At 35.0% G+C, this 13711-nt stretch carries 12 protein-coding genes; 10 read left to right on the top strand and 2 right to left on the bottom strand.

The window, feature by feature from the left end:
• Positions 1–170: 170 nt before the first annotated feature.
• Together ruvX and FLA105534_RS13910 are read left to right on the top strand one after the other, a co-directional pair.
• Positions 171–587, top strand: coding sequence for a Holliday junction resolvase RuvX (gene ruvX / locus FLA105534_RS13915; protein ID WP_173966724.1), 417 nt, complete (start codon positions 171–173; stop codon positions 585–587).
• Positions 588–708: 121 nt separating this feature from the next.
• On the top strand, positions 709–2208 hold the full coding sequence (locus FLA105534_RS13910) for a malate:quinone oxidoreductase (protein WP_173966723.1): 1500 nt from the start codon (positions 709–711) through the stop codon (positions 2206–2208).
• Between the two features lie 37 nt (positions 2209–2245).
• Here FLA105534_RS13910 and FLA105534_RS13905 read toward each other — a convergent pair whose 3' ends face one another.
• Positions 2246–4468: an FUSC family protein gene (locus FLA105534_RS13905; protein ID WP_173966722.1), complete on the bottom strand. Its 2223-nt coding sequence runs from the start codon at positions 4466–4468 to the stop codon at positions 2246–2248.
• Between the two features lie 201 nt (positions 4469–4669).
• Between FLA105534_RS13905 and def the strand changes: the two genes are divergently transcribed.
• The 3 genes from def to mazG all read left to right on the top strand — a co-directional run bounded on the left by def (position 4670) and on the right by mazG (position 6794).
• Complete coding sequence (gene def / locus FLA105534_RS13900; RefSeq protein WP_173966721.1) at positions 4670–5260, top strand: peptide deformylase; 591 nt, start codon at positions 4670–4672, stop codon at positions 5258–5260.
• Between the two features lie 71 nt (positions 5261–5331).
• Positions 5332–5817 (top strand): DUF5606 family protein, encoded by a 486-nt coding sequence (locus FLA105534_RS13895; protein WP_070906719.1) that lies wholly within the window; start codon positions 5332–5334, stop codon positions 5815–5817.
• 206 nt (positions 5818–6023) lie between these two features.
• Entirely contained in the window at positions 6024–6794 is a 771-nt protein-coding gene (mazG, locus tag FLA105534_RS13890; protein WP_173966720.1) for a nucleoside triphosphate pyrophosphohydrolase, read from the top strand.
• On the opposite strand, the gene FLA105534_RS13885 is transcribed toward mazG, so the two are convergent.
• Positions 6795–7475, bottom strand: coding sequence for a Crp/Fnr family transcriptional regulator (locus FLA105534_RS13885; protein WP_173966719.1), 681 nt, complete (start codon positions 7473–7475; stop codon positions 6795–6797).
• Between the two features lie 203 nt (positions 7476–7678).
• Between FLA105534_RS13885 and FLA105534_RS13880 the strand changes: the two genes are divergently transcribed.
• The 5 genes from FLA105534_RS13880 to FLA105534_RS13860 all read left to right on the top strand — a co-directional run bounded on the left by FLA105534_RS13880 (position 7679) and on the right by FLA105534_RS13860 (position 13708).
• Positions 7679–10066 carry a heavy metal translocating P-type ATPase gene (locus FLA105534_RS13880; protein ID WP_173966718.1) on the top strand — a complete coding sequence of 796 codons (2388 nt, stop codon included), beginning with the start codon at positions 7679–7681 and terminating at the stop codon, positions 10064–10066.
• A 115-nt stretch (positions 10067–10181) separates the two neighbouring features.
• On the top strand, positions 10182–10373 hold the full coding sequence (gene ccoS / locus FLA105534_RS13875) for a cbb3-type cytochrome oxidase assembly protein CcoS (protein ID WP_173966717.1): 192 nt from the start codon (positions 10182–10184) through the stop codon (positions 10371–10373).
• 2 nt (positions 10374–10375) lie between these two features.
• Complete coding sequence (ccoN, locus tag FLA105534_RS13870; RefSeq protein ID WP_173966716.1) at positions 10376–12562, top strand: cytochrome-c oxidase, cbb3-type subunit I; 2187 nt, start codon at positions 10376–10378, stop codon at positions 12560–12562.
• A 7-nt stretch (positions 12563–12569) separates the two neighbouring features.
• Entirely contained in the window at positions 12570–12764 is a 195-nt protein-coding gene (locus FLA105534_RS13865; RefSeq protein ID WP_026110175.1) for a CcoQ/FixQ family Cbb3-type cytochrome c oxidase assembly chaperone, read from the top strand.
• A gap of 2 nt (positions 12765–12766) precedes the next feature.
• Positions 12767–13708, top strand: coding sequence for a cbb3-type cytochrome c oxidase N-terminal domain-containing protein (locus tag FLA105534_RS13860; protein ID WP_173966715.1), 942 nt, complete (start codon positions 12767–12769; stop codon positions 13706–13708).
• Positions 13709–13711 lie beyond the last annotated feature (3 nt).

The following is a 13711-nucleotide window of genomic DNA, read 5'->3' as shown; positions in this document are numbered from 1 at the left end:
TTTTATTTCTAGTTAGGAATGTAATCGTAATGTTCTATTTGCAGGTTTTTCTAAACCTGTATAGGATTGTTTTTATTAGTGCGTTACAAAGTAAATGACGGTTAGGATTAATTTTTATTTTGTTTATAACATTATGGTTTTTCCTTTCTATCTTTGTTGAAAAATCAAAAATGCCAAGAATTCTTTCCATAGACTACGGACAAAAACGTACCGGAATTGCTGTTACCGACGAAATGCAAATTATTGCTTCAGGTTTAACAACAATCCCGACTAATACCGTGATTGATTTTCTGAAAGATTATTTTACAAAAGAAAAAGTTGAAGCAGTTTTAATTGGAGAGCCTAAGCAAATGAACGGCCAGCCATCAGAGAGTGCTTCAATAATTAAAGGATTTGTTACCCATTTTTCTAATATTTTCCCCGATATGAAAGTTGTTCGTGTAGATGAACGCTTTACATCAAAAATGGCATTTCAAACCATGATTGATAGTGGACTTAGTAAAAAACAACGTCAGAACAAAGGTTTAATCGATGAAATTTCGGCTACAATTATGCTTCAGGATTACCTTTCTTCAAAACGTTTTTAGATTTTTTTATACCCGACCCTCAGGCCTTTTATTTTTTAGAAAAACATAACTTTTATGATGCAATTTTAGTTTTTTTTTGCAATTATAAAAAGTACCTTTGCACTTTAAAAACAATACTGTTATGTCTGACGAAACAATACGTTCTAATAGTGAAGTAGTACTCATTGGAGCGGGAATTATGAGTGCCACTCTTGGAGTAATTTTGAAAGAATTACAACCTGATATAAAAATTGAAATTTACGAAAGATTAGATGTTGCTGCTGCCGAAAGCTCAGATGCCTGGAATAATGCAGGAACAGGACACTCAGCCTTCTGTGAACTAAATTACACTCCCGAAAAGGCTGACGGAAGTATTGATCCCAAAAAAGCAATAAGTATAGCAGAATCTTTTGAGATCTCACGCCAATTCTGGTCTTATTTAGTAGAAGAGAAGAAAGTACCATCTCCTGATAATTTTATTAAAAGTGTTCCTCACATGAGTTTTGTATGGGGAGAAAAAAATGTAGAGTATCTTAAAAAGAGATTTGAAGCATTGCAGAATAATCCAATTTTTTCTCAAATGGAATTTAGTTCTGATTTTGAGCAATTAAAAAAATGGATGCCGCTTGTGATGGAAGGCAGAGATGCTAATGAAAATTTGGCTGCTACCCATATGGAAATTGGTACTGATGTGAATTTTGGAGCTTTAACCAGAAGCATGTTCAATTATTTAGGTAAACTTGATGGTGTTTCTTTGCATTTTAATCATGAAGTGAAAAAATTAAAGCAACGTGATGATAAATCATGGCGTATTAAAATTACCGATCTAGCTACCGGTAGTGTGAGAAAAGCCTATACCAAATTTGTATTTATCGGAGCAGGTGGAGGTTCGTTGCCTTTGTTAGAAAAAGCAAATGTTCCGGAAGGAAATGGCTACGGAGGTTTTCCGGTGAGCGGACAATGGTTAAAATGTACCAATCCTGAAGTAATTGCCAAACATCAGGCAAAAGTTTACGGAAAGGCTAGTGTTGGAGCACCTCCAATGTCTGTACCGCATATTGATACCCGAGTAATTGATGGTGAAAAAGCATTGCTTTTTGGTCCGTTTGCAGGATTTTCAACCCGTTTTCTGAAAAATGGTTCTTACTTAGATTTGCCATTATCTATAAAGCCGAACAACTTAATTCCAATGTTGTCTGCAGGATATCATAACATTCCTCTAACGAAGTATTTGATTGAGCAGGTTCGTCAGTCTCCAAAAGACAGGATGAAAGCATTGCGTGAATATTTGCCAACAGCACGTTCTAAAGACTGGAAATTGGAAAGAGCTGGACAACGAGTTCAGGTTATTAAAAAAGATGAAAAAGAAGGTGGAGTTTTAGAGTTTGGTACAGAAGTAATCAATACACATGATGGAACTCTGGCTGTATTACTTGGAGCTTCTCCAGGAGCGTCGACAGCTGTTGGTATCATGGTTGATCTAATCAGCAGATGTTTTACCAATCAGATCAAAACACCGGAATGGCAAGCAAAGATGAAAAACATGATCCCTTCTTACGGTCAGACTTTAAATGATAAACCGGAGCTTTTAGCAGAACTTAGAAAACATACATCTGAAGTTTTAAAACTAAAAAATAGTTAAGTTCAGATTTTACAATAAAAAAACAAATCCAGATGAATTAATCTGGATTTGTTGCTTTAAATTCCTTTGTGATTTTTAGAATCTTCTCAGCCAGATTGCTCATCCAGATCAATTGCTCGATTACCATCTGAGCTTCCTGCATTTTAGCTTGTCGTGTTTCTTTATCTAAGCCATCGTCATCGGCCAGGCGTTTAAAATTGACACGTTTGAGCTCTTCAAATTGTAAAGTCACATCTTCCTTGTCAAAGTAAGTGTCGTTTACGATCTTTTCATTTCTTAAAACCGAGATAGCATGATCCAGGTTAGAAAGAATCGTTTTTATAATGTAATTAAAAGATTCTGAAGCAGAAGTGGTTTGATGAGACTGAATATAAGTTGATAAAGAAGCAAGAGCCGATAATATCGAATGGTTTAAAACTACGAGCTTATTGACTAATGGGAGTGTTTTTTGTTTCGATTTGGGTTCCTGCATCATGCGTTGAAAAGAAGTCATTAAATTGCCTACCTCAACAAAAGCATTTTTTCGGGACAATCGGTACGAGGTAGGAACCTCTCCTTTTTTATTGTAGAAATCGGCAATCTCTTTCAGGTAATTTCGATTTGCACGGATTGAATTTTCAATGTGTATTGGAGTATTGATAAACTCCCAGGCAGGCCATAAAAACTGATTGGCTAAAAACGCTAAAATAGCTCCTGCAAGTGAATCCAGAATTCGAAACTGAATTACTTTAACCACATCCGGGGTTAAAATACCATAAATAAAAACGACATACATTGTAACGAAAGTGGCACTTATCTTATAGTTAATTTGTGTAAACGAAATGCCAAGAAGCATACAAACAATAGAGAAGATGCTTAATACAACATGGTTTTGAACCAAAGAAACGATTCCGAAAGCTAACAATCCACCTAAAATAGTACCGAAAATTCGATTATAAGATCGTTCTTTCGTTAAACCGTAACCCGGGCGCATGATCACGACAATAGTTAGTAAAATCCAATAGACGTTTTGAAACGGTAGGAATTTTCCAATCACAAAACCAATTAAAATAGTCGTTGTCAGTCGTATTGAATGTCTAAAAATCGAAGATGAATAAGATAAATTCTCAATCAAAGTGCGCAACGGGTAGTATTGAGGAGTAAGAAATTTTTCAAGCTCCTTATCCTTGTCTTTTAATTTATAGGACTGCATGGCAAGTGAAAAAGCACGCTGGATGATTTTAATTTTTCCAACTTGGTTTTTAGCATACTTCAACATATTCGTCAACATTAAAACACCCTCAGCTGCTTCTTCTTTGCCTAAGGTTTTTTCGTAATCAAAAATGGCAAATTCAAGAGCGTCCAGTTCATTTTTCAAGTCGTTCTTATCAACGTATACGCTAATATTGTGTACATTTTTAGATAGTTTTTTTAAAGTAGAAGCTAATTTGTAAGCTACATTCTGATAAGTTCGCAGAACATCTGGGTGTGCGGCAAATTTTTCATGTAGTTTGTTGTGATCAAATGAAGTGTACAATGCCAGTTCCTGAATTTCAACCAAAGTGATAAAAACAAGCAGCATTTTTCGATTTTGACTTGTAGCTCCGGAAGTGTTTTGATTGCCAATAAGCATCTTTCTTAAATCCTCATGAATCAGGTTTAGTTCTACCTGAACGCTTAATTGTTTTTCGATGATAGCTTTTCTGTTGGCTTCAGGGCTCCATAAATCACCTCTAAGTTTTAAATATTTGGCAGTTAGTTTTATGTCTTCGGCGATTTGAAGCTCAACATATTTATAAGGTTGAACAAAATGAAATATAAGTGACACAATCAGGTACAGGATTCCCCCAATAAAAATAAAACCGGAATACTCAAAAGCTTCCCAGCCTTCATGTAAATGCCCAAATGATAAGGAAATTGATAGTAAAGCAGAGAAGGAAACTAATGTAGCACGCTGACCATATACAGAAATCATCGAACATAGAAACAGTAAAAAGCCTAAAAAAGGATAAAACAAAAAGGGATAAGGATAGGCAAGATTTACTAATAAGTTAACTCCCGAAACAATAAATGAAGCAACAATTAGACCTTTTATTTTATGACTTAAAGAACTCGGAATATCACTTGGGTAAGTATAAAAGGCTCCTAATGCAATGGTGAAACCTATTTCGAAGTGTCCAAGAAAGTTTAAAATTAAGACAGGAACGACTGAAGCAATAGTTACTTTTGAGGCATTTAAAAAAGAAGTACTGTTGGTAAATTTCGAGATACGATCAAACATATATTGAGGTTTACAAACAAAGGTAAGAATTGTACGAATTAATTTGGCATAATTATGGATGAGTTTTTGGCGAGATTGCAAAAAATGATATATAATATAGGTTTCGAATTATTCATTGACTATTTTTTACTATTTTTGCCAGCTGAATTAAGGGAATTAAATTCAGTGTTTTTCAGTAGATAATACATTAAAATATTACAAATGATTTTACCAATTGTAGGATATGGTGATCCTGTTTTAAGAAAAGTGGGTGAGGTAATTACGCCGGATTATCCAAACTTAAAAGAAACAATAGCAAACATGTATGAAACCATGTACAACGCTTTAGGAGTTGGACTTGCCGCGCCTCAGGTAGGTGTGCCTATTCGTTTGTTTGTTATTGATACGACTCCTTTTAGTGATGATGAGGATTTGCCGTTAAATGAGCAGGAAGATTTGAAAGGTTTCAAAAAAACTTTTATCAATGCTAAAATTTTGAAAGAAGAAGGAGAAGAGTGGAGCTTTAACGAAGGTTGTTTGAGTATTCCGGACGTTCGCGAAGATGTTTACAGAAAACCAACCGTGACAATTGAATATTGTGAGGAAGATTTTGTAATGAAAACTGAAGTTTTTGATGGTTTAATTGCAAGAGTTATTCAGCATGAATACGACCATATTGAAGGAGTTCTGTTTACAGATAAAATTTCGTCCCTTAAGAAACGTTTGATCCAGAAAAAATTAAAAAACATTACAGAAGGCAAAACATTTCAGGAATACAGAATGAAATTTTTTGCTGCAAAAAAAGGAAGATAGGTATTCTAAAGTATGAGTTTAGAATCAAAGAAATATAATAAATCAAATTCTTAATACTAATTTTAATAAACATGAATTTAGAGAAAATTTTAGCCATTTCTGGGAAACCAGGTTTATATGTATTGAAAGTACAAACTCGTACAGGTTTTGTGGCAGAATCATTAGCAGATGGAAAAAAAATCACAGTAAACTTAAAAAGTAATGTAAGTTTATTATCAGAGATTTCAATTTATACTTACGAAGGCGAAAAACCATTAACAGAAGTAATGCAGCGTATTGCTACTAAAGAAAATAAAGGTCAAGCCATTTCTCATAAAGAAGATAATGCTACATTATCGGCTTATTTTAAAGAAATTTTACCTGAATACGACGAAGAGAGAGTTTACCCTTCTGATATTAAAAAAGTATTAAACTGGTACAATACCCTTCAGGCGAAAGGTTTGGTGACAGATTTAGCTCCTGCTGCTGTTGAAGCTGTTGAAGAAGCTCCGGTTGCTGAAGAAAAACCAAAAAAAGCAGCTGCTCCTAAAAAAGCAAAAGCAAAAAAAGAAGAATAGTAGTTTACACCATTCTTTTAAGTTTCTAAGTGACTAAGTTCATTTTAGAGTGTTAAAAAATGGTTAGGCTCAGGATCTTAGAACCTCAGAATCTTAGAACCTCAGAACCTAAATACTCAAAAATATATTAATCCTGTTAAGATGTTTTCTTGACAGGATTTTTTACTTTTACAAACAATCGTCACAACCCGGATAAAATTTCAAAAATGAGCAAAGAACTTCAACTAAAAGCCTTCGAAAGATTACTAATTATTATGGATGAACTTCGTGAGCAATGTCCGTGGGATAAAAAGCAAACCTTGCAAACACTCAGACATCTCACTATTGAAGAAACGTATGAGTTAGGTGATGCTATTTTAGACAATGATTTAAATGAAGTGAAGAAAGAATTGGGAGATTTGTTGCTGCATATTGTTTTTTACGCGAAAATAGGTTCAGAAACCAATGATTTTGACATGGCAGATGTGTGTAATGAGATTTGCGATAAACTCATTCACCGTCATCCTCATATCTACAGTGATACCAAAGTTAAAGACGAAGAAGAAGTAAAGCAAAATTGGGAAAAGCTAAAGCTAAAAGAAGGTAAAAAATCTGTTTTGGAAGGAGTTCCAAGAAGTTTACCGGCATTGGTTAAAGCAAGCCGAATTCAGGACAAAGTAAAAGGAGTAGGTTTTGATTGGGAAGAACCACATCAGGTTTGGGATAAAGTGCAGGAAGAACTGGAAGAATTGCAAATAGAAGTAAAAGCCGGAGATCAGGACAAAATAGAGGCTGAATTTGGTGATGTTTTATTCTCTATGATCAATTATGCCCGATTTTTAAATGTAAATCCTGAAGACGCTTTAGAGCGCACCAATAAAAAATTTATCAAACGCTTTCAGTATCTTGAAAGTAAAGCAGGTGAAATGGGTAAACCTTTAATGGACATGACCCTGGCTGAAATGGACATTTTTTGGAATGAAGCTAAAAAACTGTAGTTACTCCGCCAGTCTTTTTAAAGCTTTGATGTCCTGAAGTTTGATCTTTTTGCCTACTAATTCAATTAATTTAAGCTTATTGAAATCAGATAGTAATCGGATGCAACTTTCTGTAGCAGTACCAATAATTCCGGCAAGTTCCTCCCTTGTGAGCTGAACTTTAAGGGATCTATCTTCGTTTTCACCAAAATCATCGTGTAATTGCAGTAAAGTTTCCGCTAAACGTTGTTTTACCGTTTTTTGAACCAATGCAATTTTATCGTTTTCAGATTCTTTTAAATCTTCACAAACCGACTGCATCAAATTCATAGAAAACTGATTGTTGTTATTGAAAAAGTGAAGAATTTCAGCTTTCGGAATAAAGCAAACCTCCATATCAGCAACTGCTTTGGCTGATAAGTTAGCAGGTTCATTGCTAATCATAGAACGCTGACCCAAAAGCTCCCCTGATTTTACCAGTTTTACTATTTGATCTTTTCCGTTAGCACTTAATTTAGAGAGCTTTCCAACTCCGTCTTTTACACAAAAAACGCCATTGGTAACTTCGCCTTCTTCAAAAAGAGCTTCGCCTTTTTTAATTGTGTAGGTTGTCTTGCTATTGGCCAACTTCACAACTTCATCTTTATTAAGCGCTTTTAGAGAAGAAAGCTGTCTTACGATACATTGGTCACATTTATTCATAGCAAAAATATTTACTGCAAAATTAACCAATATTCGCTTTCGTAGCTAGTCTTCGGACAGAAAAAACACATAAAAAATCTGTCATCGTTATTTGACAGATTTATTTCATTAAATTAGAAACCGATTTCCTTCTAATATGATAAATGTCATATTAAAAGTCACCACTTATTTTGAATATTTGTTGTATCAAAAAAAAACAAATTATGAGTGAACAAGGTTGTTTTCATTGTGGGCTTACCATTCCTAAAAATGAAGAAATCAATTTTGATGAAAAAAAGTTTTGTTGTGCCGGTTGTAAAACGGTCTACGAAATTTTTAGTCTTCATGATTTAACCTGCTACTACGATTTTGAAAAATCCCCGGGTGCTACTCCACAAGATATAAAAGGGAAGTACGACTTTTTAGATAATGAAGCTATTCTTTCAAAAGTATTGGAATTTCAGGAAGGAAATACAGCAATTGCTTCTTTAAACATTCCATACATTCATTGTAGTTCATGTATCTGGATTCTCGAAAATTTAAGTCGAATTCAGCCTGGAATAAGTCTTTCTCAGGTGAACTTCCCTGAAAAAAGAGTCCGAATTACTTTTAATTCAGATATAGTTTCTTTAAAAACCATAGTTTATATGCTTAGCTCTATAGGTTATGAACCTTATATAAGCTTAGAAAATTACGAATCGGGGAAAAATAGTGTTGACAGAAGTCTTACCTATAAATTAGGTGTTGCCTTTTTTTGCTTCGGAAACATTATGTTGCTTTCATTTCCTGAGTACTTCGAAATAAAGGAATTTTGGCTGGATAACTATAAACCCTTTTTCAGAATCCTGATTTTTATTCTGGCATTGCCCAGTTTCTTGTATTCGGCTAGTGGTTATTATGTTTCCGCTTACAAAAGCATTAGATCGGGAATGTTGAATATTGATATTCCAATTGCATTAGGAATTATTGTAATGTTTGTTCGTAGTACTTTTGATATTGTGATGAATTATGGATCCGGTTTCTTTGATAGCTTAACAGGTTTGGTCTTTTTTATGCTGTTGGGAAAGATGTTTCAGATTAAAACCTATAGTTTTTTAAGTTTCGAAAGGGATTTTAAATCCTATTTCCCTATAGCGGTTACAAGAATCAATTCAGATGCATCGGAAGAAAGTGTTCCTGTTTACGATGTTTTAAAAGGAAACAGACTACTAATTCGAAATCAGGAACTTATTCCTGTTGACGGGATTCTGATTAGCGAAAAAGCAGAGATCGACTATAGTTTTGTAACAGGAGAAGCAGTTCCGATAACTAAAATGTCCGGAGATAAAGTTTTTGCCGGAGGAAAACATATTGGTAAAGTAATCGAAATGGAAGTGCTGCATTCGGTATCGCAAAGTTATCTGACACAATTGTGGAGTAATGAGATCTTCCAGAAAAAAGTGCTTCAAAAGCATAAAACCATAACAGATACTATAAGTCGTTATTTTACACCCTTACTATTATTAATTGCTTTTGCGGGGTTTGGTTATTGGGTTTCTATTGATGCAAATACCGCTTTTAATGTTTTTACTGCTGTCTTAATTGTGGCCTGTCCGTGCGCATTAGCGCTTACTGCGCCGTTTACGTTTGGTAACATATTGCGGATCATGGGCAAGCAAAAAATGTATTTAAAGAATGCTTTGGTAATTGAGCAATTGGCTAAAGTTGATACTATTGTTTTTGATAAAACCGGAACTATCACAACAAATAAGAAATCGAATATTGTATACGAAGGAAACTCTCTTTCCAAAGAAAATTATAGACTTATCAAAAATGTCCTTCGCGCTTCAAATCATCCTTTGAGCCGAATGTTATATGACTTTCTGCCTGAAGAGACTAGAGTTAAAATTGATGATTTTCAAGAGATTACCGGTAAAGGAATTCAGGCTTCTGCAGAAAACACAACTATTAAAATTGGATCAGCGGCCTTTGTTGATAGCCCAGTTACGGAATCTTCAGAAATTGAAAAAACGGGTCTTTATATCAGAATCAATGAAATCTATTATGGAAAATTTACATTTCAGAATCAATATCGGGATGGTTTAGAAGAGCTTTTTTCGACATTGAGTCAGGAATATCAAATAAAAGTACTCTCGGGAGATAACGATGGAGAGCGCGCTACTCTTGAAGCCATTTTGCCTAAAAATACGGAATTGATTTTTAATCAAAAGCCGGAGCAGAAGCTGGAGTTTATTAAAAAGTTGCAGGATGAAGGATGTAATGTGATGATGGTTGGAGACGGTTTAAACGATGCCGGTGCTTTGGCACAAAGTAACGTAGGGATTTCTATCTCTGAGAATGTTAACGTTTTCTCGCCTGCCTGCGATGCCATATTAGATGCAAGCGAGTTTTCTAGACTTAATTATTTTTTAAAATTATCGCACAAATCGATTATGATTATTAAAATGAGTTTTGTTTTATCACTGTTGTACAATGTTGTAGGACTTTTTTTCGCAATTACAGGAAACTTGTTGCCTTTGGTCGCTGCTATTATCATGCCTTTGAGCACGATTACAATTGTGAGTTTTGTAACATTGATGTCTAACTATTTAAGTAAGAGTAATTTAAAATAATTATAAATAATTCAAAAGTTATTTTTTTATAAATTTAACATAAGACTCTGTCTATGATAATTATCATATTTTACATGCCAATAACCGAGTAATTTTGTTAATATAAACTTAAGGTATGAGTGTTATTTATCTATTAATTTCAGTAAGTATTTTCGTAGCAATTGGATTCTTTATTGCTTTTATCGTAGCTGTCAAATCGGGACAATACGATGACGATTATACGCCCTCAGTCAGAATGCTTTTTGATGATGAGACCAAAATTACCCCCAAGAAGAAAAATTCACCAATCAAAGAAAAACAAGTATAATTATGGAAATGGAACAGTTTTATTACGACAACAAAATTGTTAAAAAATTCATTTACGCCACTATCTTATTCGGGGTGGTGGGGATGTTAGTAGGGCTTACCTTAGCGGTAATGTACCTTTTTCCCAACATAACAGACGGGATCTCCTGGCTTAGCTACGGCCGATTACGGCCTTTACACACCAATGCGGTTATTTTTGCCTTCGTTGGAAATGCCTTTTTTGCTGGGATGTATTATTCGCTACAGCGTTTGTTAAAAGCAAGAATGTTTAGTGACTTTTTGAGTAATTTACATTTTTGGGGTTGGCAGCTTATTATTGTTGCGGCAGCTATTACATTACCTTTAGGGTATACTTCTTCAAAAGAATATGCTGAGTTGGAATGGCCAATTGATATTGCGATTGCACTTATTTGGGTGGTAATGGGGATAAATATGATTGGTACGATGTTACGCCGCAGAGAGCGTCATTTGTATGTAGCAATTTGGTTTTATCTGGCAACCTTTGTCACAGTTGCGGTTCTGCATATTTTTAATAATATCGAGATTCCGGTTTCAGCTTTCAAAAGTTACTCTGTTTACGCTGGAGTTCAGGATGCTTTGGTTCAATGGTGGTACGGTCATAATGCGGTTGCATTTTTTCTTACTACACCATTTTTGGGATTAATGTACTACTTTGTTCCAAAAGTAGCCAATCGTCCGGTATATTCTTATAGATTATCAATTATTCACTTCTGGTCCCTGATCTTTATTTATATCTGGGCTGGTCCGCACCATTTATTGTATTCCGCCTTACCAAATTGGGCTCAGAATTTAGGAGTTGCATTTTCTGTAATGCTTATTGCACCGTCTTGGGGTGGTATGATCAACGGACTTCTAACATTAAGAGGAGCATGGGATAAAGTTCGTGAAGAACCGGTTTTGAAATTCTTTGTAGTAGCAATTACGGGTTATGGAATGGCAACATTTGAAGGACCAATGCTTTCACTTAAAAATGTAAATGCTATTGCGCATTATACAGACTGGATCGTTGCACACGTGCACGTTGGGGCTTTAGCCTGGAATGGTTTCATGTCATTTGGTATTATTTATTGGTTGATTCCCAGAATGACCAAATCGGATTTGTTTTCTAAAAAATTGGCCAACTTTCACTTTTGGATAGGAACTTTAGGAATCATTATATATACAATTCCCTTATATGTGGCAGGTTTTCAACAAGCTTCAATGTGGAAACAATTTAATCCGGATGGAACTTTAGTTTATGGTAATTTCCTTGAAACGGTTACTGCTATTATGCCAATGTATTGGATGAGAGCCATTGGAGGTAGTTTATATTTAATAGGAATGCTGACATTGGTGTACAATATTATTATGACCGTAAAAGCAGGTCAGACTATTGAAGACGAATTGGCACAGGCTCCGGCTTTACAAAGAATTAGCAGTGGAAGACTTAATGGAGAGAAATTCCATACCTGGTTGGAGAGAAAACCAATTCAGTTAACCATTTTGGCTACAATCGCTATTTTAATCGGAGGTGTTATTCAGATCGTACCAACTATTATGGTCAAATCTAATATTCCTACCATCTCAAGTGTGAAACCTTATACACCTTTAGAACTTGAAGGACGTGATTTATATATAAGAGAAGGTTGTGTGGGATGTCATTCACAATCCGTTCGCCCTTTTAGAAGTGAAGTAGAGCGTTACGGACCACAATCAAAAGCAGGAGAGTTTGTATACGATCATCCATTTTTATGGGGATCAAAACGTACGGGTCCCGATTTGTTAAGAGTAGGTGGGAAATATAATGACAACTGGCATTTTAACCATATGTGGAATCCACAAAGTACCTCAGCAGGTTCAATCATGCCAGGTTATAAATGGTTGTTTGATAATGAAGCGATGGATATTTCCCTTACTCAGAAAAAAATGCAGGCAATGGTTTCACTTGGTGTTCCTTATACCGAAGAAGAGATTGTAAATGCTCCTAAGACATTAAGAGCGCAGGCAATGAGAATTGAAAAAAGTCTGGAGAACGATCCTGATTATGTAAAAAGTTATGAGGACAGTAAGAAAAAAGCAATTGCCAAAGGTGAAAAATTCATTCCGATGAATGAAAGAGAAATTGTCGCTTTAATTGCTTACATACAAAGACTTGGAACTGATATCAAAGTAAAGCAACCTTCTAAATAACAGCATTATGTTTGAGCAAATAAAACACAATATGGAGAACATTTCGGGTATAGAGATTTACCCGATACTTTCTCTACTGATATTCTTTTTCTTCTTTGTAGGTCTCGGTTTTTGGGTGTTCTCCTATAAGAAAGAAAAAATTGAGGAGATGAGTGCGATACCTTTGGATGAAGGGCTTATTATAATTTCAAAAGATAAATAAAAATGAAAAGATTTTTCCCAGTATATGTAAGAGTGCCATTGATTTTCTTCATTGTCTTTGCTTTGATGGAATACTTTATAGATTCGGGCGACAGACCAGCTTTTATAAAGTATCCGATGGTTTCCGTTTTTCTATTTGTTTTTCTGTTTATCCTGATTGCAATCGAAATAACGTTGAGCGCTGTTAATAGAGTAATGTATCAATTAATGTCGCCTGAAGAAAAAGCAAAAGTGGAACATGAAAAGAGTTTAAGCTTGACTGAAAGTACCTGGTACAAAGAGTTGATGCATAAACTTACTCAAACAGAACCAATTGAAAAAGAAGGTGATTTGTTGATGGATCATGATTATGATGGTATTAAAGAGTTAGACAATAATTTACCACCTTGGTGGGTATATCTGTTCTACATCTGTATCATATTTGGTGTAATCTATGTTGCACGTTACGATATTTTTGGTGGCGACGATCAGGAAACTGAGCTGAAAAAAGAAATGGCGCAGGCTAAAATAGATGTAGAAGAATACCTTAAAACAGCGCCTGATCTGATGGATGAAAAGACAGTGGTGCTGTTAACAGATGATGCAAGTTTAGCTGCCGGTAAAGAAATTTTTATGACCAATTGTGCAGCTTGTCACAGAGCAGACGGTGGTGGACAAATTGGACCAAACTTAACGGATGATCACTGGATTTTAGGTGGTGGTATTAAAGAAGTTTTTCATACCATTACTAACGGAGGACGTGACGGAAAGGGAATGGTCTCTTGGAAAACCAACGGTATGAAACCTAAAGAAATTCAAAAAGTTGCAAGTTACATCCTGTCTTTACAAGGTAGTAACCCAAAAGATCCAAAAGAACCGGAGGGAGAAGTTTGGGTAGATCAAAGCGCTCCTAAAAAGGGCGACACAGCAGATAAAACAAAAGATAGTACAGAAGTTAAAAAATAATAC

The organism is Flavobacterium collinsii (assembly GCF_902804485.1).
In the GTDB taxonomy this organism is placed as follows: Bacteria; Bacteroidota; Bacteroidia; order Flavobacteriales; family Flavobacteriaceae; genus Flavobacterium; species Flavobacterium collinsii.
The sequence above is the reverse complement of the archived record's forward strand: the minus strand, read 5'-3'. Positions and strand labels throughout refer to the sequence as shown.

What these genes read in the sequence shown, in the direction of transcription:
- ruvX (WP_173966724.1), top strand. Translation starts at nt 171, where the DNA reads ATGCCAAGAATTCTTTCCATAGACTACGGACAAAAACGTACCGGAATT.
- FLA105534_RS13910 (WP_173966723.1), top strand. Translation starts at nt 709, where the DNA reads ATGTCTGACGAAACAATACGTTCTAATAGTGAAGTAGTACTCATTGGA.
- FLA105534_RS13905 (WP_173966722.1), bottom strand. Translation starts at nt 4,468, where the DNA reads ATGTTTGATCGTATCTCGAAATTTACCAACAGTACTTCTTTTTTAAAT.
- def (WP_173966721.1), top strand. Translation starts at nt 4,670, where the DNA reads ATGATTTTACCAATTGTAGGATATGGTGATCCTGTTTTAAGAAAAGTG.
- FLA105534_RS13895 (WP_070906719.1), top strand. Translation starts at nt 5,332, where the DNA reads ATGAATTTAGAGAAAATTTTAGCCATTTCTGGGAAACCAGGTTTATAT.
- mazG (WP_173966720.1), top strand. Translation starts at nt 6,024, where the DNA reads ATGAGCAAAGAACTTCAACTAAAAGCCTTCGAAAGATTACTAATTATT.
- FLA105534_RS13885 (WP_173966719.1), bottom strand. Translation starts at nt 7,475, where the DNA reads ATGAATAAATGTGACCAATGTATCGTAAGACAGCTTTCTTCTCTAAAA.
- FLA105534_RS13880 (WP_173966718.1), top strand. Translation starts at nt 7,679, where the DNA reads ATGAGTGAACAAGGTTGTTTTCATTGTGGGCTTACCATTCCTAAAAAT.
- ccoS (WP_173966717.1), top strand. Translation starts at nt 10,182, where the DNA reads ATGAGTGTTATTTATCTATTAATTTCAGTAAGTATTTTCGTAGCAATT.
- ccoN (WP_173966716.1), top strand. Translation starts at nt 10,376, where the DNA reads ATGGAAATGGAACAGTTTTATTACGACAACAAAATTGTTAAAAAATTC.
- FLA105534_RS13865 (WP_026110175.1), top strand. Translation starts at nt 12,570, where the DNA reads ATGTTTGAGCAAATAAAACACAATATGGAGAACATTTCGGGTATAGAG.
- FLA105534_RS13860 (WP_173966715.1), top strand. Translation starts at nt 12,767, where the DNA reads ATGAAAAGATTTTTCCCAGTATATGTAAGAGTGCCATTGATTTTCTTC.